This window comes from Bacillus sp. FJAT-27251, from assembly GCF_001273925.1.
Lineage (GTDB): Bacteria > Bacillota > Bacilli > Bacillales > Cytobacillaceae > Mesobacillus_B.
In genome coordinates, this window is the sequence record NZ_LIGG01000001.1 from 2,449,661 (window position 1) to 2,469,433 (window position 19,773).

The 19,773-nt window shown below is 48.5% G+C and carries 21 protein-coding genes and 1 riboswitch; of the genes, 17 read left to right on the forward strand and 4 right to left on the reverse strand.

Features of this window, described 5'->3' with window-relative positions:
* Positions 1-27: 27 nt before the first annotated feature.
* The gene (locus ADU22_RS11575) at positions 28-720 is read right to left on the reverse strand and encodes a hypothetical protein (RefSeq protein WP_053362286.1); all 693 of its coding nucleotides are present in this window, start codon (positions 718-720) and stop codon (positions 28-30) included.
* Between the two features lie 233 nt (positions 721-953).
* Here ADU22_RS11575 and ADU22_RS11580 point away from each other — a divergent pair, with 233 nt between their 5' ends.
* Together ADU22_RS11580 and ADU22_RS11585 are read left to right on the forward strand one after the other, a co-directional pair.
* Entirely contained in the window at positions 954-2,153 is a 1,200-nt protein-coding gene (locus ADU22_RS11580; protein WP_053362287.1) for an MFS transporter, read from the forward strand.
* A gap of 170 nt (positions 2,154-2,323) precedes the next feature.
* Positions 2,324-3,196 carry an SMP-30/gluconolactonase/LRE family protein gene (locus ADU22_RS11585; protein WP_156324336.1) on the forward strand — a complete coding sequence of 291 codons (873 nt, stop codon included), beginning with the start codon at positions 2,324-2,326 and terminating at the stop codon, positions 3,194-3,196.
* 42 nt (positions 3,197-3,238) lie between these two features.
* On the opposite strand, the gene ADU22_RS11590 is transcribed toward ADU22_RS11585, so the two are convergent.
* Positions 3,239-3,724, reverse strand: a complete 486-nt coding sequence (locus tag ADU22_RS11590) for a CBO0543 family protein (RefSeq protein WP_053362288.1) — start codon at positions 3,722-3,724, stop codon at positions 3,239-3,241.
* A 153-nt stretch (positions 3,725-3,877) separates the two neighbouring features.
* Between ADU22_RS11590 and ADU22_RS25500 the strand changes: the two genes are divergently transcribed.
* The 7 genes from ADU22_RS25500 to ADU22_RS11620 all read left to right on the forward strand — a co-directional run bounded on the left by ADU22_RS25500 (position 3,878) and on the right by ADU22_RS11620 (position 9,381).
* The gene (locus ADU22_RS25500) at positions 3,878-4,231 is read left to right on the forward strand and encodes a LacI family DNA-binding transcriptional regulator (protein WP_353611381.1); all 354 of its coding nucleotides are present in this window, start codon (positions 3,878-3,880) and stop codon (positions 4,229-4,231) included.
* Positions 4,198-4,857: a trehalose repressor gene (locus tag ADU22_RS11595; protein ID WP_353611382.1), complete on the forward strand. Its 660-nt coding sequence runs from the start codon at positions 4,198-4,200 to the stop codon at positions 4,855-4,857. The genes ADU22_RS25500 and ADU22_RS11595 overlap by 34 nt, the downstream gene beginning before the upstream one ends.
* A 155-nt stretch (positions 4,858-5,012) precedes the next feature.
* On the forward strand, positions 5,013-5,438 hold the full coding sequence (locus ADU22_RS11600) for a PTS transporter subunit EIIC (protein WP_231687867.1): 426 nt from the start codon (positions 5,013-5,015) through the stop codon (positions 5,436-5,438).
* A 418-nt stretch (positions 5,439-5,856) separates the two neighbouring features.
* On the forward strand, positions 5,857-7,344 hold the full coding sequence (locus tag ADU22_RS11605; protein ID WP_053362290.1) for a glycoside hydrolase family 32 protein: 1,488 nt from the start codon (positions 5,857-5,859) through the stop codon (positions 7,342-7,344).
* Between the two features lie 10 nt (positions 7,345-7,354).
* Positions 7,355-8,329 carry a carbohydrate kinase family protein gene (locus ADU22_RS11610; protein WP_053362291.1) on the forward strand — a complete coding sequence of 325 codons (975 nt, stop codon included), beginning with the start codon at positions 7,355-7,357 and terminating at the stop codon, positions 8,327-8,329.
* Between the two features lie 277 nt (positions 8,330-8,606).
* Positions 8,607-8,993 carry an immunity 22 family protein gene (locus ADU22_RS24960; RefSeq protein WP_053362292.1) on the forward strand — a complete coding sequence of 129 codons (387 nt, stop codon included), beginning with the start codon at positions 8,607-8,609 and terminating at the stop codon, positions 8,991-8,993.
* Between the two features lie 187 nt (positions 8,994-9,180).
* Positions 9,181-9,381, forward strand: coding sequence for a cold-shock protein (locus ADU22_RS11620; RefSeq protein ID WP_046524299.1), 201 nt, complete (start codon positions 9,181-9,183; stop codon positions 9,379-9,381).
* 57 nt (positions 9,382-9,438) lie between these two features.
* On the opposite strand, the gene ADU22_RS24620 is transcribed toward ADU22_RS11620, so the two are convergent.
* A complete protein-coding gene (locus tag ADU22_RS24620; protein WP_156324337.1) occupies positions 9,439-9,627 on the reverse strand; it encodes a hypothetical protein in 189 nt (62 codons plus the stop codon).
* A 733-nt stretch (positions 9,628-10,360) separates the two neighbouring features.
* Here ADU22_RS24620 and ADU22_RS11625 point away from each other — a divergent pair.
* The 8 genes from ADU22_RS11625 to ADU22_RS11660 all read left to right on the forward strand — a co-directional run bounded on the left by ADU22_RS11625 (position 10,361) and on the right by ADU22_RS11660 (position 19,366).
* Entirely contained in the window at positions 10,361-11,266 is a 906-nt protein-coding gene (locus tag ADU22_RS11625; protein ID WP_053362293.1) for an ABC transporter ATP-binding protein, read from the forward strand.
* The gene (locus ADU22_RS11630) at positions 11,263-12,858 is read left to right on the forward strand and encodes an ABC transporter permease (protein WP_053362294.1); all 1,596 of its coding nucleotides are present in this window, start codon (positions 11,263-11,265) and stop codon (positions 12,856-12,858) included. The genes ADU22_RS11625 and ADU22_RS11630 overlap by 4 nt, the downstream gene beginning before the upstream one ends.
* Positions 12,859-13,028: 170 nt before the next feature.
* A riboswitch (SAM riboswitch) is annotated at positions 13,029-13,135 on the forward strand.
* Positions 13,136-13,318: 183 nt separating this feature from the next.
* On the forward strand, positions 13,319-14,335 hold the full coding sequence (locus ADU22_RS11635; protein ID WP_053362295.1) for a BMP family protein: 1,017 nt from the start codon (positions 13,319-13,321) through the stop codon (positions 14,333-14,335).
* A gap of 132 nt (positions 14,336-14,467) precedes the next feature.
* A complete protein-coding gene (locus ADU22_RS11640; RefSeq protein ID WP_053362296.1) occupies positions 14,468-15,997 on the forward strand; it encodes an ABC transporter ATP-binding protein in 1,530 nt (509 codons plus the stop codon).
* Positions 15,972-17,048 (forward strand): ABC transporter permease, encoded by a 1,077-nt coding sequence (locus ADU22_RS11645; RefSeq protein ID WP_231687868.1) that lies wholly within the window; start codon positions 15,972-15,974, stop codon positions 17,046-17,048. The genes ADU22_RS11640 and ADU22_RS11645 overlap by 26 nt, the downstream gene beginning before the upstream one ends.
* Positions 17,035-17,949, forward strand: a complete 915-nt coding sequence (locus ADU22_RS11650) for an ABC transporter permease (RefSeq protein ID WP_053362297.1) — start codon at positions 17,035-17,037, stop codon at positions 17,947-17,949. The genes ADU22_RS11645 and ADU22_RS11650 overlap by 14 nt, the downstream gene beginning before the upstream one ends.
* 21 nt (positions 17,950-17,970) lie before the next feature.
* On the forward strand, positions 17,971-18,639 hold the full coding sequence (locus ADU22_RS11655; RefSeq protein WP_053362298.1) for a sulfite oxidase-like oxidoreductase: 669 nt from the start codon (positions 17,971-17,973) through the stop codon (positions 18,637-18,639).
* A complete protein-coding gene (locus tag ADU22_RS11660; RefSeq protein WP_231687869.1) occupies positions 18,632-19,366 on the forward strand; it encodes a nucleoside phosphorylase in 735 nt (244 codons plus the stop codon). The genes ADU22_RS11655 and ADU22_RS11660 overlap by 8 nt, the downstream gene beginning before the upstream one ends.
* 227 nt (positions 19,367-19,593) lie before the next feature.
* Here ADU22_RS11660 and ADU22_RS24235 read toward each other — a convergent pair whose 3' ends face one another.
* Positions 19,594-19,770, reverse strand: a complete 177-nt coding sequence (locus tag ADU22_RS24235; protein ID WP_082252832.1) for an aspartyl-phosphate phosphatase Spo0E family protein — start codon at positions 19,768-19,770, stop codon at positions 19,594-19,596.
* Positions 19,771-19,773: the final 3 nt, after the last annotated feature.

A 19,773-nucleotide genomic window follows, 5' to 3' on the forward strand; every position in this document is an offset into this window, starting at 1 on the left:
ATGGGCCATTTTTGTTTGTCCAACTTTTTAATAAGCTGGAGGATTATTGGGGTTGTTCTCGTTAGTGGTTGGCACGGAAAAGGCGTCTTTAGCTTCCGATACCTTTGACACCGCATCCGCGGCTTTCTCCTTTGCTTCCTTCGCCACATTCACAAAATTGGAGATGGTCGCCAGGTTTTCGGAAATCGAATTAGAATTTCTCATTTCCGTTAGCTCTTTGCTAATCATCTCATAGATGTCCAATGCTTCGTTCATGGCTTCCTGAAGAGTGGAAGATGCTGTTCGAAACTGGTCCATCAGCTCGTTTACTGTTTCCTTAGGGTTTTCTTTCAGCTGGGTTATCATATCAGCGGAAGTTTCCTTCAGGCCGACAGCGTTGTCCACTACCTTCGCGCGGGTGTTTGTGTCCCTTAGCGCAAGAGCGCCGCCAATGATCCCGCCGATTAGGATTCCCGGGATAATCCAGTTTCTTCCTTCGGTCCCTGTAGAGGTGCTGGCAGGAGGATTGCTGGTAAAAACTTCAGCACTTGATGCGGCTGATTTGGTTCCTTCTGCTGTCTCATCCTCAAGGAACGCTGTCTCCGGATTGACAAGGGCATCCGGGTTGCCATAAACAATTTCTCCTGTAACAGAATTTTCGGTGACAGGCGTTCCCCCCTGTTTATTTAGTGAGGGTTCGGAATTGTCATTATTATTTATAAACTGGTTATCTTGTGCCATGGAAATAACCTCCTAGAGTGAATTAAGTATGGAAACTTATTCCCCATATCAAGCAAATATAAACTCGTGATGCAGTCAGTGAATTTCACCTTTTTCATTAACTAGGGAGCTTCTTTATGGAAGGCCCCTTTTTTTCTTTAAAAGTTATTGACGTACATATCGCCCGGAGGTATAATTTTCTTCTTTGAAGAAATTGTAAGTTATATATACATTGAAGAAAGAGGTGCTGTTATATGTCGGCAGAGCAAAAAAAGAAGCTCGGCATTTTGATGGTGAATATGTTTATTGCAATAGGGAGCTTTGGCATCATCATCCCCATTCTGCCGGCCTATTTGGCCTCCATTGATCAAGGGGGAATGGCTGCAGGGTTAATGATTGCCATCTTTGCCGGGGCCCAGCTATTCCTTTCGCCGGTCGCAGGGAAGTGGGCTGACCAGTACGGCCGCAGAAAAATGATTATTTACGGGCTAAGCGGCCTGACACTTTCCATGTTCATTTTTTACGCGTTTGATTCGATTTGGATGCTTTACTTTTCCCKGGTGATTGGCGGGCTTGGTGCTGCGCTGCTGATCCCGGCGATTTTCGCCTATGTGGCCGATATAACGACCATGGAACAGCGTGCGAAAGGAAACAGTCTTGTATCTGCATCAATGTCACTTGGGATTGTCGTTGGTCCTGGTATCGGCGGTTTTTTGGCTGACTTGGGACTGAAGATGCCTTTTTTGATATCTGCGCTCGTCTCACTCGTGGCGGTTGTATTCTCGCTGATTGTTCTCAAGGAAAGCCAGATGGAAAGGCCCGTGGGCAACATGATGCAGGATCAGGAATCGGTCTTGCAGAAAATGGCGCGCTCCGTGAAAATGGCGTATTTTATTCCCCTGGTCATTACACTGGTGATGAGCTTTGGGCTAATGGCCTATGAGTCGGTCATCGGTCTGTTCGTTGACAACCAGTTTGGCGCAACGCCAAAGGATATTGCCATGATGGTCACGTCTACAGGGCTGATCAGCGTCATCGTCCAGCTGTTTGTGGTGGACCGGATTGTTTCCCGTTTTGGCGAAGCCTCGGTGCTCGTCATCTTCCTGGGAGTCGCCGCTGGCGGGKTTTTACTGTCGCTGTTCGCTTCGACGTATGTGTTTTTCTTTGGCATTACGCTGCTGATTTTCCTGGCGACGTCGATTCTGCGTCCTGTGCTTAATACATTGATATCCAAACTGGCAGGCAATGAACAAGGCTTTGCGATGGGAATGAATAACATGTACATGAGCATCGGAAATGTTCTTGGGCCTACACTGGGCGGAATTTTGTTTGATGTCAATATTTTGTATCCATTTGGACTTGGATTGATCATGCTTGTCCTGACCTTGGCCACCACGATGCTGTGGCAGAAGAATGCTATGAACAAAAGACTTGCCGTAAAACCGAATAATTAATTATGAAAAAGGCCAACTCTTCGCGAGTTTGGCCTTTTTTGCAGCATTTGAGCCAATGATTATGTCCTTTTTGACCCACTAACAAACATAGGATTAAAAAGTGGATGCAAAGGGAAAATACTTATTGTCGTTTCAACGAAAAGAAGATTGGTAGATTGGAAGTGAATAGAATGAAGGCAGAGTTGATTTTTGACAGCCAGCTGACACTGGGAGAGGGCCCGGTCTGGAATGTGGATCAGGAAACTCTCCATTGTGTCGATATTAAGGAAAAGCGATTGTATACATTTAATCCTAAGGAAGGGACCCATAATTTCATCCAGCTGGATGATTATGTCGGTGCCGTGGCTCTTAGGGAAAAGGAAGGCTGGGTTGCCGCGCTCAAGGATGGCTTTTATTTTATTGACAAGCAGGCGGAGACGATAGAGAAAATCGCCGCTCCTGATAATGAGCCAACTGACAACCGCTTTAATGACGGAAAATGCGACCCGGCAGGAAGGTTTTTAGCCGGAACGCTCTCCCTTGCGGATAAGGAGCAGGCTGCGTCGTTTTACTCCCTGGATCCAAACGGAAGTGTAGAACGCTTATTGGAGAACGTGACATTATCAAATGGACTGGCCTGGAATGCCGATGGAAACATTCTCTATTACATCGATACTCCTACCCAAAAGGTGGACGCGTTTGATTATGACCTGGAAACAGGACATCTCAGCAATCGCCGCACCGTGATCGAGATTTCTGGGGAGGAAGGAAGCCCGGATGGCATGACCATCGACGGAGAAGGCAAGCTATGGATTGCGCATTATGGGGGCTGGCAGGTCACAAGGTGGGACCCGGATACAGGAAAGAAGCTTGACAGCATTGAGCTGCCCGCAGCCAATGTCACATGCTGCACCTTCGGAGGGCCGGATATGGATGAGTTGTACATCACAACCGGGAGGGATGGCCTGTCTGACGCTGATTTGGCGGATCAGCCATCAGCAGGAGGAATCTTCCGGGTGAAACTGGATGTCAAAGGCTTTCCGCCATATAGGTATAAAGGATAAATGACAAAAAAGGCGTGTATTCACACGCCTTTATTTCGGGCTCTATTCCTTGCTGTCGATACGCCTTACCAGACCAATGGCTGCCCGGATGATCAAGGATTTCAAGGTCAGGGTGACAAAGGAGTAATACCATTTCCAACCTGGTTTCCAGGTGATCAAACGGGTATATTTTACTGCCAGAAATTCAAAACTGGATAAGGGTATTAATAAAAGAACCAGTTTTATGACAATTTTGGCAGGGCGGTCTTTTGCTGTAAACTGGTTAAACAGGACGGTGAAGGTCGGGGAGATTAAATAATCAAACAATACATGTGTTTTAAAAACCTTTGGCAGCAGCCGTACGTTGTAGGAAACAAAGTTATGGGCCACAATGAAACGGTCCGCGAGTCCATTGGTGAAGGCGTCAAATAAGAACACCAGCAGCCAATCCTTGAGCGGCGGCTTCCTTAACAGGATTGGAAAGATGGCCAACAGGTTAAGGATAAGAAAGGTATGCAAGAAATTTTTATCTGCTTTCCTCACTCTCATCGTGTGGACCTCCTAATCCGGAAACTTTTTCTTATTGTTTCCAGCAAGCTTAAAAACTTGCGGGTAAATTCCGGGCTAATCCTTTCTTTTTCATAGGTGGCGATAGGATATAATGAAGGCATTCAAGCATAGGGGAAAAAGGTGAAAGCAAGCATGAATACAACGATCAAGGATATTGCCAAGCTCGCAGGGGTGGCGAAAAGTACCGTTTCCAGATACCTGAATGGCGGACAGGTTAGTGAAAAAACAAAAGAGAGAATCCGCAGGGTGATTGAAGAAACCAAATACGAGCCAAATACTTTTGCGCAAAGCCTTAAGGCCAGGAAGACCAATTTCATTGGGGTAATAGCGCCAACGCTTGATTCGTTTGTGACATCGACAGTGCTGATGGCCATTGACGAAGAACTGAGAAAGCGTGATTATACAACGCTAATTATCAGCATGTTGAACGGGAAATTGAGAGCCTGGTTTCTTTGTCGCGGCAAAAGGTGGATGGCATCATCCTGATTGCCACCGGTGTCACCGAAAGGCATATGGAAACCATCAACTCCATCCAGATTCCTGTGCTGGTTGTCGCCCAGGAAGCAGAAGGCTATACATGCATCATCAATGATGACTATCAGGCTGGGTATGAGATGGGCACGTACATTGCCGAAAAAGGGCATAAATCGGTCGCCTATATTGGAGTGGCAGAAAGTGATATCGCCGTAGGACAAAGGCGAAAACAGGGAATTATCGATGGGCTGTCACAGACAGGGGTATCGGATGTCAGGACATTTGTTTCCTTGTTTAACTTTGAAGATGCATCAGGGGTCACAAAAGAAATTCTGGAAGAATTCTCCCCGACGGCCATTATTTGTGCAACTGACAATATTGCCTTCGGAGCGCTTAAGGCTATTTTAAGAGCCGGTAAAAAGGTTCCCGATGACATTTCGCTGACAGGATTCGGCGGGTACACAATCTCGGAAGTGATTCACCCTAGCCTGACGACAATCCGTTTCAATAATGAAGGAACAGGCCTCATGGCAGCCAATACCATCATAAAAATGACCAATGGCAAAGAAACGCCGCTGCTCCAGGTATCCGGATTCGAATTCATCGAGGGCGGAAGCGTGAAGGAGCTGAAGTCGTGACAGCGCATTCAAAAAGGTATTGCCAGAATAGAAAAGATGTATTAGAATGAATTTGTGGAACCGGTTCCCGTCGCGAGAGTTGCCTTACGAGCAGGGATGGGCAATTTTTTGCTTGTTGGTGGAACCGGTTCCTGGTCGGATTAAGGAAAATGAAAATGGGAATGCATTTTTTTACCGGTTGGTGGAACCGGTTTCCGTGGAGGAAATGGAGGATCACTGACACAGGGTTCAACTTCATCATGCCGCTTATGTCGGTTGCCTTGATGGACCAGGGTGGAGAGGTACTCGGCTACACGCTTGCACCTTGGAAAAACAAGAAAGCAAGGCAGGTTGGTGTATCAGCGTTTGGATCTACTTTGTTTGGAATTTCGGAGCCTGCCTTGTTTGGGGTAAACGTAAAATATAAATTCCCGCTTGTGATGGGCTGCATCGGCGGTGCGGCAGGTGCAGCCTATGTGTACCTCACCGGAATCAAGGCACTGGGCTTTGGCGCAACCGCGGTTCCGGGCTTTGCGATCGTAGCTGCCCAGGGCGGAGGCCACGTGAACTATGTGATGGCCAACGTATTGCACTTGCTGTAGGGGCAGTTTTGACGGCGGTTTATTTTAAAAATGAAAAAGCCAAGCCTTGATTAATATTTGCGAAAACGGGTTTTGGCAAATAAAATAACGATATTGAAAAATAAACCAATGGAAATTGAAAATAAAACATAAGCTGCGGCAAATAAAATATTGAAATCGGAAAATAAAACGGTGAACTTGGCAAATAAAGCCGAAGTTGCAATGAAGTCGGCAAATAAAAGACCGGGATTGGAAAATAAAATGATGAAGTCGGCAAATAAAAGGCCGTGATTGGAAAATAAAATGATGAAGTCGGCAAATAAAACGATAAGATTGACAAATAAAGACGGAAATCGGGCTATTAACGTGTGATTCAGGGAACAAACAATGAGAGGAAGAAATTCCTCTCATTCTAATTTACCCGGGGAGGAGTTTAAGAATGACGAGATACAAAGAACCCAAATACAGAACAATTTTTGAAGCAAAAGAAAACGAACTGGAGAATTTAAAAGAAAAATCGGCGAATTCTCCGTGGAAACCGACCTATCATATCCATCCCCAATATGGGCTTATCAATGACCCAAATGGCCTTGCCTACTTCAATGGAGAGTACCACGTCTTCTACCAGTGGTACCCGTTTGACGCTACTCATGGAATGAAGCACTGGGCTCATGCGAAGTCGGATAATCTTGTCAATTGGGAGCGGCTTCCTGTAGCCCTTGTTCCTGTTGAGGATTATGAGTCCCATGGCGCCTATTCGGGCGCATCCCTTGAAGTTGATGGCAAGCTTTATATGTACTATACCGGTAATATTAAATACAGTGCCGAAGAGAGGTCTGCCAACCAGTGCCTGGCCATCATGGACACTGACGGAAACATAACCAAATATGAAAACAACCCGCTGATTGAAGGCGTTCCGGAAGGATACACCGGACATGTGCGCGACCCCAAAGTGTTTGAGAAGGACGGCCGTTACTACATGCTGCTTGGCGCGCAGAGAACCGACCTTACTGGCGCCATCATCGTTTACGAATCCGAAAATGCGATTGATTGGTCTTTTAAGGGAGAACTGAACATGAACCTTGAATTTCCGGAATCTGTGTATATGCTGGAATGCCCGGATTATTTCGAGCTGGACGGAAAGGATGTGCTTGTCTTTTCACCGCAAGGCTTGCAGCCTGAGGGCCATTTTTACAATAATGTATATAATGTGATCTATGTTCTTGGAAAACTCGATGTGGAGAGTCTGGATTTTAAGGTGGAAAGCTACGAAGAGATTGATAACGGCTTTGACTTTTATGCACCCCAGACCTTCGCCGGTAAAAACGGGGAGCGGCAGCTGTTTGCCTGGGCGGGTAGCGGTGAGGTGGAGTATCCTTCCGATAAGGAAGATTGGGCACATTGCCTTTCGATTCCGCGCCAGCTTGGGATTTCTGGGGGCAAGCTGGTCCAGAAGCCTGCGGAAGAGCTGAAGCTGCTTAGGATAGATTCGGAATCTGGTGAGTTGGTACTTAACGCTGGGAGCAAGGAAGTAGGAAACTCAGCAAATCAATATGAGCTGGAGATGTTTTTGGACGGAGAAGAAGCCGGCCGTTTTGGCTTGGAGTTGTTTGCCTCTGAAACCGAAGGGCTTTTGATTGAATTTGACTCCAAACAGCAAACCGTAAGTGTGAATCGTGAAAAATTTGAAGCTGCGTTTGGCGGGGAATATGGATTTGTGCGAACTGCATCACTCAATGGCGGCACTGTAAAAGTACAGGTGTTTGTCGACCGCAGCATTGCCGAAATTTTCATTAACGATGGCGAAGCCGTGTTCACAGCGCGTGTGTTCCCAAAAGAAGGCTCAACGGGAATCAGGCTATTCAGCGACGGACACCTTAGCTGCCGGTATAATAAATACAAGCTTGCGCAAGGAATTTCAATTTAAGGGTGAGAATATGACGAAACTTTATTCGATTGGCGAAGTATTAATTGATTTTATCCCTCAGCAGAAGAATGTTCCGCTGAAGGATGTCGTATCCTTTGAGCGGGCACCGGGGGGCGCGCCGGCCAATGTAGCGGCCGCTGTTGCCAAATACGGTCATGAGGCGTCCATGCTGACCAAGCTTGGTGAAGATGCCTTTGCTGATTTCCTGATTGAAAAGCTGGAAGAAGCAGGTGTCCAGACTGACAAGATTTTGCGCACAAGTGAAGCCAATACGGCGCTGGCATTTGTTTCGCTAAAAGAAAACGGTGAACGCGATTTCTCCTTTTACCGGAAACCATCAGCCGACCTGCTGTTTACGGAGGAAGAGGTTGAGGCTGGCTGGTTTGGAGCGGGGGATGTTCTTCATTTCTGCTCGGTGGACCTTGTGGAAAGCCCGATGAAAGGGGCTCATAAGAAAGCAATCCGGCTGATGAAAGAAAAGGGCGGACTGATTTCCTTTGACCCGAACGTAAGGCTGCCGCTTTGGGAAAGTCCTGAAGCCTGCCGGAAAGCGATTCTGGAATTCCTTCCGCTCGCGCATCTTGTGAAAATTTCCGATGAAGAGCTGGAATTTATCACAGGGATCTCAGACGTGGAAGCGGCGATCCAGTCGCTATTCAAGGGCGATGTCCAGGCTGTTGTCTACACGAAGGGAGCAGCTGGTGCCGACCTTTATGTAAAAGATGCGAAATGGGAATCATCCGGCTACAAAGTCGATGTCCAAGATACAACCGGGGCGGGAGACGCTTTTATCGGCGGGTTTTTGTTCAAGCTGCTCGAAGCGGGAGCAACGCCTGGGAACCTGGTGGAGGTTCTTGGTGAGCGGCATGCCGAAATCCTTAAATTTTCCAATGCCAGCGGCGCCCTGACCGCTGCCGGAAAAGGAGCGATATCTGCGCTTCCTGACAAGGAACAGGTTATGAGTCTGATTGCAGCACAAAGATAGGTCCTCTTTTATGAGGGCTTTTTCTTTTGGAGGCTGTTTTGCTGTGTTTGGGATGCGGTTTGGGCGCTATTGTCGTAATAGGGGGAGAATTTGTCGTGAAGTGCCTTTGATTCGTCGTAAGTTCCGTCCTAAACGTCGTAAATGCTTCCGGTTTGTCGTGAAGCTCTCCTTCTGTGTCGTAAGTCATTTTTATGTGACAAAATTACAACTTGCCATAGGAGCTTTAAGAGGGGAGATAGAACATAAAAAGAGGCGGGAAACAATACAGGAGGTCTATATGGAGAGAGAAGGGTATGTTTCATTATGGGTCGGGGAGTTTGATTCCCGGGAGAAGCTTGATGATTACCTCGAAATTAAGTTCACGGAAGATGGCGACGCGCTTTTGTCGAGCTTTGAAAAGGCTTTTTCAATTGAATATTATGATATCGACTTTAGGGAAGCGGTGCTTTTCAAGCAGCCGCCCGCAGCGTTTCAGGAAATACTAAAAGGATTTTCATATGACGAAATCATTTTCCCGAGATTTGCTGGCCAGTATGCCAAAGGCCTGCCGCACTCTTATAATGCGGTTGTCCTGCTATACAACTTTGAATACGATGGAGGTTCAGCACCGGCAAAAGGTGGCGCTAACCAGCTTGGCTACATCGGGGCAGTCTTCTATAGATAAGCAAAAAGGCTCTTGTTACTGAGCATTTAGATTCATTTTTGGAAGAGATTTGCTTTTATGATTTCGTTCTGTTACTATTAAGGAGAATTATTTTTGTCGTACGGCAGGTTCCAAAATTTTTGACCTGAAGACGTAAGCAAGGATAGTAACAAAATGTGTGCAGGCGCACACGAGGAGGACAATAGTAATGGAAAAAGGTAAAGTGAAATGGTTTAATGCAGAAAAAGGTTTCGGATTCATCGAGCGCGAAGGTGGAGACGATGTATTCGTTCACTTCTCAGCTATCCAAAGCGAAGGCTTCAAGTCTTTAGACGAAGGTCAAGAAGTAACTTTTGACGTTGAGCAAGGCCAGCGTGGACCACAAGCTTCCAACGTTCGCAAAGCTTAATTAAACCTAACAGCAGAAAGGCTCTCTTATTGAGGGCCTTTTTTTATTTGTGAAGTTTTAAAGTTCTATTCTTGCGGATAAATTGATCGCACCTGCTTGAGGTGAACGGTGATGACCAAACAAAACAGTAATAGAGCTTTCAAATGGCGGAATGATGGGGGCAAATTTTTGCGGAAAAAGGACATTTCGAGGAAATGGGCGAGGTTTTATATCCAAAAATAAGCCTTCTTGTTCGATTTGAGTCATACATATACCCAAAAGAAGGTATTCTCCTTGATATTTTGGGTTGGTATACCCACCATGGGTATTAGATAATGCCAGTACTAGTATTAAAAATATATTTAATGCTGGTGAGAGTTAATATAATGCTGGTTAGACGGGATTTAATGCTGGTAAATGTAGAGATAATGCGAGTACTAGGTTTATAACAGCGAAATTAATACAAGTACTAGCATTAAATTGACCAACTCTTGCCGTTTAAACCGAGTACTAGCATAAAAATCGAATTGACACTTGCCAATCACGTATAAAATGGTGCCTGACCCTCAACACAGTACAGTGTTAACGAACTAAATGGTGCCTAATTAAATGGTGCCTGACCCTCAATACAGTACAGTGTTAATGAACTAAATGGTGCCTGACCCCCAAAAGTGCAAAAAACCCCGCTCTGTAAAATAGAGCGGGGTTTCGGCAACAAATAAAGAAAATGGTAGACTTAGTATAACATACCGTTCTCTATATCCCCTAATTTTTTTAAAAATTCTTTTTAAAAAAGTTTTTTTGCCTTATTCAACTTCCTTCCTGCGAACAGTCCTAAATAACAAAAGCTTGGAAATGTCCTCTGTTCTCGGCAGGATTTTGCGGTAAATGCCATGAGTTGAGGTTGATGTTTACTCGTTTTTATATAATATGAAATATATAAGTTAATATAATTCATAATTTTCGCCGCCTGGATTGGCTGCCGACAAGGAGGATAAACATGGCCGTTTTACAAGCATCCGGAATTACAAAGAAATTTGGGAAGTTTACCGCCCTGGACGGGGTCAATATTGAGGTGAAGGAAGGAGAAGTATATGGGTTCATCGGCCCCAATGGAGCTGGGAAATCAACCACCATCAGGGTGCTGCTTGGGATTTTGAAGGCGACTGCGGGAGAAGTGAAGATTTTTGGGATGGACGCCTGGAAGGACGCCGTCGAGATTCATAAGCGGGTTGCATATGTTCCGGGGGACGTGAATCTTTGGCCCAATTTGACAGGCGGCGAGGTGATTGATTTATTCGCGAAATTGCATGGGAACAGCAAAAAAAGCCGCCGCGAAGAACTGATCAGGAAGTTTGACTTTGATCCCACGAAAAAGTGCCGATCTTATTCGAAGGGCAACAGGCAAAAAGTAGCTCTTGTGGCGGCCTTCTCCTCGGATGCGGAACTATTCATCCTGGATGAACCGACATCAGGTCTGGATCCGCTGATGGAAAGGGTGTTCCAGGAATGTGTGATGGAAGCAAAGCGTCAGGGAAAAAGCATCCTTCTTTCAAGCCATATTTTATCCGAGGTCGAACGGTTATGTGACACAGTTGGCATCATCCGTGAAGGGAAAATCATTGAAACTGGCACGTTGGCAGAGCTGCGCCATTTAACCAGAACAAGCCTGCTGGTCCAGACGAAACAGCACATTAGCCAGTTGGAGCAGATTCAGGGTGTCCATGACGTCGAAACTCTCCAGGAGGGAGTCTCCTTGCAGGTGGATACCGAGAAACTGGGAGATGTCATCACATATATAAGCCAGTTTGATATCGTTAAGCTGGAGAGCGCTCCTCCAAAGCTGGAAGATTTATTTATGCGCCATTACGAAACCTCGGAAAGGGGAGGAGGGGGTGGCCGATGATGTTCACTGGAACGTGGAGGCTCCTCGCCCTGATCGTCAGGCGGGATCGAATCCGGATCCCCATCTGGCTTTTCGCCTTGACGCTGATGACGATTGTAACAGCCCCCTCATTCGAAGGCTTATATAAAACCCAGCAAGAGAGGCAGATTATGGCGGAAACAATGAAGAATCCGGCCATGACCGCCATGGTGGGGCGGGGGTATGGATTGGATCATTATACAACCGGGGCGATGATGGCTCACCAGATGCTGCTGTTTACAGCGATAGCCGTCGCCATCATGAGCATTTTGCTGGTTGCACGCCATACCCGGGCCGACGAAGAAGCAGGAATGATTGAAATGATCCGCTCCCTGCCAGCGGGCCGGCTGTCCAATTTGAGTTCGACGCTTGTAGTGATGATCGCCGTAAACCTGGTATTGGCCGCTGCGACGGGATTGGGGCTGGCAGCCCTAAGAATCGGAAGCATGGATATGGAGGGCTCGCTTTTATACGGAGCAGCCCTGGCAGCTGCCGGGATTTTTTTCACCGCTGTCACCGCCTTGTTTGCCCAGCTGTCTGAGAACTCCCGAGGCACAATTGGCCTTTCTTTTGCCGTCCTGGGAATCTCCTATCTTCTCCGTGCCATTGGCGATGTCAGCAGCGGAACGCTTTCCTGGTTTTCGCCGCTTGGCTGGGTGCTTGGTGCGGAGGTGTATGTGAATAACTACTGGTGGCCAGTGGTACTCACCATTGCGGCAGCCCTCGCCATTATGGCCCTTGCCTTATATTTGAACTCGATCCGCGACGTTGGTTCAGGGTTCCTGCCGTCAAAACGGGGCAGGAGCCATGCGTCCGCTTTCCTTCAGGGCCCGATTGGACTCGGACTGCGGCTCCAGCGCACAGCAATTGTCTCGTGGGCCATCGGCGTGCTGCTGCTCGGGATTTCCTACGGTTCGGTCCTGGGGGATCTGGAGGAGTTCATTGGCGGCAATGAAATGCTTGCTGAAATGGTTTCGCCTGCAGAAGGGGATACATTAACGGAACAATTTATGACGATGCTGATGTCGGTCATTTCCATGATTTGTACGATCCCGCCGCTGATGATGGCCTTAAAGCTAAGGAGCGAGGAAAAAAAGAACCGGACCGAGCACCTCTTGGTCCGCGCTGTATCGCGCACCAGGCTGATGGGCAGCTATTTGGCCATCGCGCTAGGCGTCGGGATTTCCATGCAAGTCCTGGCTGTGTTTGGATTATGGGCTGCTGGGTCTGCAGTAATGGAGGAGGCCATTTCATTTACCACCATGCTTGAAGCTGCCCTGGCTTATCTTCCGGCAATGTGGGTGATGACCGGGGTAGCGCTTCTGCTCATTGGAATCCTCCCGCAAATGACCAGTTTGACCTGGCTGTATTTGGGATACTCCTTCATCGTTGTCTATATGGGCGAACTGCTTCAATTCCCGGAATGGATGGGGAAGCTTTCTCCATTCGGGCACATCCCGCAGCTTCCTGTCGAGGAATTCGACACTGCAAAGGTTTTCTTGCTAGTGCTTTTAGCTGCAGGATTGATGCTGGCGGGATTCATAGGCTACAATAAACGCGATTTACAAGGATAGAACAATAGATTTGGAGAGAAGCAGGCTTGAGGAAGGCCTGCTTTCATCATGTGTCAAAGAGTGGAATAGTTAAAATTTTAAAAAATGATTGAAATTTTATAATTATTGTTTATAATGAGATTTAGTTTTAAAAAATGAGCATGTTGTTTACTAGACAAATACATATGGATTCCTTATCAAGAGAGGCAGAGGGACTGGCCCGATGACGCCCGGCAACCGCTATTCATTAGTATGGTGCCAAATCCTGCAGGACTGTAGAGGTTCTGGAAGATGAGGAAGAGCGGATACAGATGAACCTCTTCCTTATGCGGAAGAGGTTTTTTTTATGAGGAGGGGAGGCCGAAACACGAACGTTAGATAAAAATATTGATAAAATATTCATGTTTTACTTGATTTATACCTTGGTTATCTAGTAAATTAGCATTAGATAAAATAAAACACGAACTAAAGGAGACGACTTATGAAAAAGCTGCTGGTTTTGTTGGTACTTGTATTATTCGCACTGGTTGGCTGCTCGGGGGATAAAGCCGAGGAAGCAGCTGCCAAAGGATCCTCAGATAAAAAGCAAAGGATCGCTCTGGTCCTGCCGGAAAAGATCGGGGTAAACCCGTTCTTCCAGCAAATGGATGAGGGCGCAAAAAAAGCCGCAGAGGAATTTGGCGTTGACGTGAAAACGATTGAATCAAACGACCATTCAGCGATCGAAGAAAATCTTCGCGTTGCGGTCGCCGAGAACTACGATCTGATCATTACTTCTTCTTTTGAATCAGAGGACGCGCTAAAGAAGGTGGCGGCTGAAAATCCGGACCGCCAGTTCGCCATCATCGATACCGTGGTGGATCTTCCGAACGTCCAGAGCATCAACTTTAAGGAACAGGAGGCCGCCTACCTGCTTGGTGCCGCTGCCGGATTGGCGACAAAAACAAATACAGTTGGAATGGTCGCAGCCATGGACATTCCCCTTTTGAAAAAATGGACGGTTTCTTTTGAACAAGGATTGAAAGAGACGAACCCTGACGCCACTTTCCTTGTCAACTATGTGGGCAGTTTCTCCGACCCGGCGAAAGCGAAGGAAATGGCGATCCTCCAGGCGGACAAGGGTGCTGACTTTATCGCAGGTGCTGCCGCAGTCGGCGACCTTGGGGTATTTGAAGCAGCAAAAGAGAAAGGGTTCTTCACAGCTGGCCAGGATATCGACCGAACCGAAATGGACCCGGAACATATTGTCCTGTCCCAGCTGAAAGGAACCGACACCGCAGCCTATGAGACCGTGAAGGCTTTTGCGGAGGGAAGCTTCAGCCCGGGTGTTGTCGAATACGGTTTGAAAGAAGATGGCGTTGGCCTGACTTATGTTACGCGCGACAGCGAAACACCGCTGCATGATTTCGTAGGTCAGGATACAGTGGACCAGGTAAAAGCGTTAGCAGAAGAAGTGGCTTCCGGCCAAAAAGAAATTGCCAATCCATTAAACAATTAAACAAAAAAGCCGGCTGCAGATTGTTTGCAGTCGGCTTCCATTTTTAAATGCATGTCCGTTCGGGCGGACAAGCCCATTAGCCGGGCTTGCCTGGACAGGGCAGGGCGCTTTTTCTGATAGGGGGGAACCAGGATGGCTCATCGGTTGGAGATGAGGAACATGACCAAGAAGTATGGCGAATTTACCGCCAATGACAACATATCGATCAGCCTGGACCAAGGGGAAGTCCTGGCAATTGTCGGTGAAAATGGCGCTGGGAAGACGACCTTGATGCGCATGCTCTACGGACTGGAGCAGCCAAGTTCAGGCGAGATCATTCTAAACGGCAAAAAAGTCTCGTTTTCGGGGCCGCAGGAAGCCATCAGCCAGGGAATCGGCATGGTGCACCAGCATTTTATGCTATTCTACGATTTTACTGTAGCCGAAAACATTGTCATTGGACATGAGCCAAAGAAGTATGGCTTCTTCCGGCGCAAGGCAGCGGATGAGGCCGTACAGAAGCTGGCAGAGCAGTTTAAAATCGGTGTGAATACAGCGAAAAAAGCCGGTGATTGTTCGATCGGGGAGCAGCAGCGGATAGAGATCCTAAAAGTTCTCTACCAGGGAGCAGATATCATCATCCTTGATGAGCCGACGGCCGTCCTGACGCCATTCGAGGTGGATGAGCTGCTGAAAACGATCCGGTTTCTTGCCGACCAGGGCAAGAGCATCATCATGATTACCCATAAATTGCGAGAAGTCATGAAAGTGGCGGACAGGGTCACGGTGCTCCGGAACGGGAAAGTGACCGGCTCGGTTCATACAAGTGAGACCAATGCCGATAAGCTGGCACAGCTGATGGTCGGCCGCCAGCTGCAAAAGCTGAACGAGCGTGACAGCATCAGCGGTGACATCCTGCTTGAAGCGAAAGGCATCACGATTGGACAAAGGGGAGAGAAGCCCGAGCTCGACCAAGTGTCGCTCACTGTACGCCACGGCGAGATCCTGGGGGTTGCCGGGGTTTCCGGCAACGGACAGTCCCAGCTGATCCAGGCGGTAACCGGCCTCCGCGCTATCCAGGAAGGAAGCATATTTTTAAAAGGCCAGAATTTGACAGAAAAGAATGTGCTGGCCAGGAGGAAGGCAGGTATTTCCCATATTCCGGAAGACCGCTATCTATGGGGCGCGGCCAAGGATGCGACCGTGGAAGAAACGGCACTGATGGGCTCGCAGCGGAACCCGAAGTACAGCGAGAAATCTTTTATCCGCAAAGCACCGTTTCGCACGAGGGTAAAGGATTGGATTTCAAGATTTGAAATCAAAGCATCTTCCCTTCAGGAAAAGGCAGGGAATCTGTCGGGCGGAAACCTTCAGAAGCTGATTGTGGCCAGGGAGCTTGATTTTCATGCTCCATTGCTGATTGCCGCAGAGCCAACACGCGGCGTTGATATCGGCGCAATGGAATATATCCATGAAGCACTGCTTGAAAAGCGCAACAGCGGGGACGGCATTCTCCTGATTTCATCTGAGCTGTCGGAAATCCTTGCACTTTCCGACAAAATCGCGGTCATGTATGAAGGCCGGATTGCCGGCATCCTCGACAGAAGCGAAGCAACCGAAGAAACTCTCAGTGTATTAATGGCAGGAGGAAAACAGCATGATGTTACCGCAAAGACTTCATAAATTATTCACACCGCTCATCCAGCCGCTGCTTGCCGTGCTGATTGGACTGCTGGCCGGAGCGATTGCCATTTCGTTTGTCGGCGAACCGGTTTTTCAAACATACAAGGCGATGTGGGAAGGAGCGTTCGGAAACTTCTACTTCCTTACTTCCACCCTTGCAAGGGCGACCCCGATTTTGCTTGTCGGCCTCGGTGTGGCGCTAGCCTTCCGGGCGGGAGTCTTCAATCTGGGCAGCGAGGGACAAATGGTGCTCGGGGCGGTATGTGCCGCATTGGCCGCTCTTTATATGCCAGGGCCGCCGGCTGTTAAACTTTTGGCTGCTATTGTGGCTGGAATGTTCGCCGGGGGCTTATGGGCGCTGCTGGCCGGCTGGATGGAAAGCCGCTTTAAGGTGCAGCTGCTTATTTCGACGCTGCTGTTAAATTATGTTGCCATTCTATTTGCCAGCTATCTCGTTGCCGGGCCTTTCCAGGATAAAACGGGTTCTGCGGCACTTGCCCAGACGCCAATGATCGACCAGGGGGCCTGGCTGCCGAAGCTGTTTCCCGGCATGAGTGTCCATATGGGGTTTGTGATTGCGATTGTCTGTGCAGTTGTCCTGATTGTCATCCTGAAATACACAGCCCCGGGCTATGAAGTGAAAATGCTTGGGCTGAACCCTTTCTTTGCGCAGTACGGAGGCGTGAATAAGGTAAAGCTTTTGCTGCTGAGCATGTTCTTCTCGGGTGCTCTTGCCGGTCTCGCCGGAAGCGTCGAGGTCCTTGGCTCGCAGTATCGCTATGTGGATGGTGCGCTGACAGCCCCGGGTTTTGCGTGGACCGGGATGATGGCGGCGCTGCTGGCGAATTCGAATCCGCTTGGGACTGTGGTCACCGCGATCCTGCTTGCAGCCCTTGAAACAGGGGCAATGGGAATGGAGCGGAACACAGAGGTTCCGCTGGAGGTGGCAAGCGTCATCCAGGCGGTGCTCATTTTGTTCATCTCAGCCAAGCTGACGCTCAAATTGGTCAAATTTCGCAAGAAAGGGAGGGAAGTTCATGGAACTGTTTGATTACTCCCTTTTTGTATCGGCGATCCGCATGGTGAGCCCGATTTTACTGGCCGCCCTTGGGGGAGCGCTGTGCGCCCGGGTCGGAATTTTCAATGTCGGCCTTGAAGGGCTGATACTGGCAGGTGCCTTTTCGGCGATTGTCGGCAATCATTTTACCGAAAACATCTTCTTGGCCTTGCTGACCGCGGTGGCTGTATCGGTATTGGTTTCGCTGCTGTTTGGCTATGCTACGATCCACTTGAAATCGAACCCGATTGTTGCCGGGATTGCGATCAACTTTTTGATGCTGGGATTGACCACGTTTGCGCTGCGAGCCATTTTTGATGTGAAAGGGGCCTATTACAACAAAGACATGAGCGGGCTGCCGAAAGTGGATATCCCGTTTGTGGAGGATATCCCAGTAGTCGGGCAGCTGATTTCGGGGCATTCACCGCTCGTGTATGCGGCGTTCCTGGCGGCGATTTTGCTCTATGTTTTCCTTTACAGGACGGTGACCGGCTTCCGGGTGCTTGCGGTTGGCAAGAATGAAGCCGCGGCCCGAAGCCTTGGGTTAAAAGTGACCACTATCCAGTACGGAGCGATTATCATGAGCGGCGTCCTTTGCGGCCTCGCAGGTGCGCAGCTATCGCTCGGACAGGTGACGATGTTTACGGAAGGCATGACGGCAGGACGAGGATTCATCGCTTTGGTGGCGATGATGCTGGGACAGTCCCACCCAATTGGTATTGCGGGCTCCAGCCTGCTGTTCGGATTGATGGATGCGCTAAGCATCAGGCTTCAGGGCTTCTCGATGCCAACACAGTTTACCGCGATGCTGCCTTATGTGATCACGATCATCGCGATGTTCTTCTTGAAAGACCGCGGTTCGGATTCGCTCGCAGGACAGCATACTTCTCGATAAAAAACAGCCGGAGGGATACAGATGAGCCTTAGCAAAGCAGAAAGAATCAAGAAAACGAGGGTTCCGGCGGTGAGCCCGGAGCTGGCCAGTCGCCTGCCGCCCGGCCAGGCTCTGACCGAGCGCTTTCCGATTCTCCATGAAGGGGAAGTGCCGAAATATGACATGGCAGACTGGCGTTTGAAGGTGTTTGGAGCGGTGGACGAGGAAAAGGTCCTCTCTTATGATGAGATATTGGCCATGCCGCAAACAACGATTACGGTGGATATCCATTGCGTGACAAGGTGGTCCCGCTTTGATAATTCCTTCACAGGGGTTAAATTCCGTGATTTTCTGAAGCAGATTGGCGTGACGCCGAAGAGCGAGTACGTGATGCTGCATGCGGATCAGGATTATACCGCCAACCTGAAGCTGTCCGATTTGGACAGGGAGGATGTGCTGCTCGCCCACTCGTTCGAAGGCAAGCCCCTCACTGACAAGCATGGATATCCATTGCGGCTTGTTGTTCCGCATCTGTATTTTTGGAAAAGTGTCAAATGGATTACAGGAATTGAATTTATTGATGAAAACAAACCGGGTTTCTGGGAGCAAAATGGTTTTCATATGAACGGGGACCCTTTTTCCGAAGAACGTTTTTCCGGCGAGGATTTGCCGATACCAGAAGATGAATGGGAGAGAAAAGATTTTGACTAAACAGCTGCCAAACTTGAAAATCAATCCAGAGCTGCTTTCTGAGCGCGTGATCGTCTGCGGCGACCCGAAGCGGGCGGTGCAAATTGCCGCGCTGCTCGATGGATGCGAGCCTCTGGCTGAAAATCGGGAGTATCATAGTTTTACAGGGAAGTGGAAAGGCACGGAAGTCAGTGTCGTGAGCCATGGAGTCGGGGCCCCGGGTGCGGCCGTCTGCTTTGAAGAACTGATTATCGGAGGCGCGAAGAAGCTGATCCGTGTTGGGACTGCCGGCTCTTACCAGGAAGATGTCACCCCGGGAAGCCTGGTGATTTCAACCGCGGCGGTTCGCTGCGATGGACTCACCAGCCAGCTTGTACCGGCCGGTTTCCCGGCTGCAGCCGACCGCCGGCTTGTAGACGCGCTTGTTTCGTCTGCTGCTGAGCGCGAACATGGGCTGCCTGTAAAAGAAGGCATTACGCTGACGCTGGATGCTTTTTATTCAGGAGTGCTTGAATTTCCGCATCAGCTGTATAAAAAAGCCGGAGTGTTGGGTGCGGAAATGGAAAATTCGGCATTGTTTGTGATTGCGGCCCTAAAAGGCGTCCGAGCTGGGGCGATCCTCGCGATTGACGGCTTTGCTGATGCCGATTTGCGCGCAGAATACAACCCAAGCACCGATTTGGTGGCCAAAGCGATTGAAGCAGAAGCATTGATTGCGCTTGATGCGATCGTTTTGGGGCAGGAATAGTAAAAAGCAGGCCTTGAGGGGCCTGCTTTTTGTGATTTTATCTTTTATTCCTGATATCCAGGCAGATAATGCTGATTGTTGCTGGGATAATCCTGATTTCATATCAGATAATCCTGATTATTATTGGGATATTCCTGATATCCAGGCAGATAATCCTGGTTTGATCGAGAGGGTGAGCCAAGGGAGGTTACACTTCGTTAGGTCTGAGTGTAACCGGCAGGGAGCAGTCATAATCTTAATAGCTTTTGATATTCATTAATAAAATAATCAAGCTCTTCGCTGCATTGAACGGTCTTATGATGGGTCAAACCGAGGCGGTTTCCGATCTCCATTAGTTCGATTCTCAAATATTCTATGTATACTCGCAATTCAATTGGATCTAGGATTTGTGTTTCCCTTTCCATGGA

What these genes read in the sequence shown, in the direction of transcription:
- ADU22_RS25500 (WP_353611381.1), top strand. Translation starts at nt 3,878, where the DNA reads ATGAATACAACGATCAAGGATATTGCCAAGCTCGCAGGGGTGGCGAAA.
- ADU22_RS11610 (WP_053362291.1), top strand. Translation starts at nt 7,355, where the DNA reads ATGACGAAACTTTATTCGATTGGCGAAGTATTAATTGATTTTATCCCT.
- ADU22_RS11625 (WP_053362293.1), top strand. Translation starts at nt 10,361, where the DNA reads ATGGCCGTTTTACAAGCATCCGGAATTACAAAGAAATTTGGGAAGTTT.
- ADU22_RS11575 (WP_053362286.1), bottom strand. Translation starts at nt 720, where the DNA reads ATGGCACAAGATAACCAGTTTATAAATAATAATGACAATTCCGAACCC.
- ADU22_RS11590 (WP_053362288.1), bottom strand. Translation starts at nt 3,724, where the DNA reads ATGAGAGTGAGGAAAGCAGATAAAAATTTCTTGCATACCTTTCTTATC.
- ADU22_RS11635 (WP_053362295.1), top strand. Translation starts at nt 13,319, where the DNA reads ATGAAAAAGCTGCTGGTTTTGTTGGTACTTGTATTATTCGCACTGGTT.
- ADU22_RS11585 (WP_156324336.1), top strand. Translation starts at nt 2,324, where the DNA reads ATGAAGGCAGAGTTGATTTTTGACAGCCAGCTGACACTGGGAGAGGGC.
- ADU22_RS11640 (WP_053362296.1), top strand. Translation starts at nt 14,468, where the DNA reads ATGGCTCATCGGTTGGAGATGAGGAACATGACCAAGAAGTATGGCGAA.
- ADU22_RS11630 (WP_053362294.1), top strand. Translation starts at nt 11,263, where the DNA reads ATGATGTTCACTGGAACGTGGAGGCTCCTCGCCCTGATCGTCAGGCGG.
- ADU22_RS11600 (WP_231687867.1), top strand. Translation starts at nt 5,013, where the DNA reads ATGGGAATGCATTTTTTTACCGGTTGGTGGAACCGGTTTCCGTGGAGG.
- ADU22_RS24960 (WP_053362292.1), top strand. Translation starts at nt 8,607, where the DNA reads ATGGAGAGAGAAGGGTATGTTTCATTATGGGTCGGGGAGTTTGATTCC.
- ADU22_RS11645 (WP_231687868.1), top strand. Translation starts at nt 15,972, where the DNA reads ATGATGTTACCGCAAAGACTTCATAAATTATTCACACCGCTCATCCAG.
- ADU22_RS11655 (WP_053362298.1), top strand. Translation starts at nt 17,971, where the DNA reads ATGAGCCTTAGCAAAGCAGAAAGAATCAAGAAAACGAGGGTTCCGGCG.
- ADU22_RS11650 (WP_053362297.1), top strand. Translation starts at nt 17,035, where the DNA reads ATGGAACTGTTTGATTACTCCCTTTTTGTATCGGCGATCCGCATGGTG.
- ADU22_RS11605 (WP_053362290.1), top strand. Translation starts at nt 5,857, where the DNA reads ATGACGAGATACAAAGAACCCAAATACAGAACAATTTTTGAAGCAAAA.
- ADU22_RS24620 (WP_156324337.1), bottom strand. Translation starts at nt 9,627, where the DNA reads ATGACTCAAATCGAACAAGAAGGCTTATTTTTGGATATAAAACCTCGC.
- ADU22_RS24235 (WP_082252832.1), bottom strand. Translation starts at nt 19,770, where the DNA reads ATGGAAAGGGAAACACAAATCCTAGATCCAATTGAATTGCGAGTATAC.
- ADU22_RS11620 (WP_046524299.1), top strand. Translation starts at nt 9,181, where the DNA reads ATGGAAAAAGGTAAAGTGAAATGGTTTAATGCAGAAAAAGGTTTCGGA.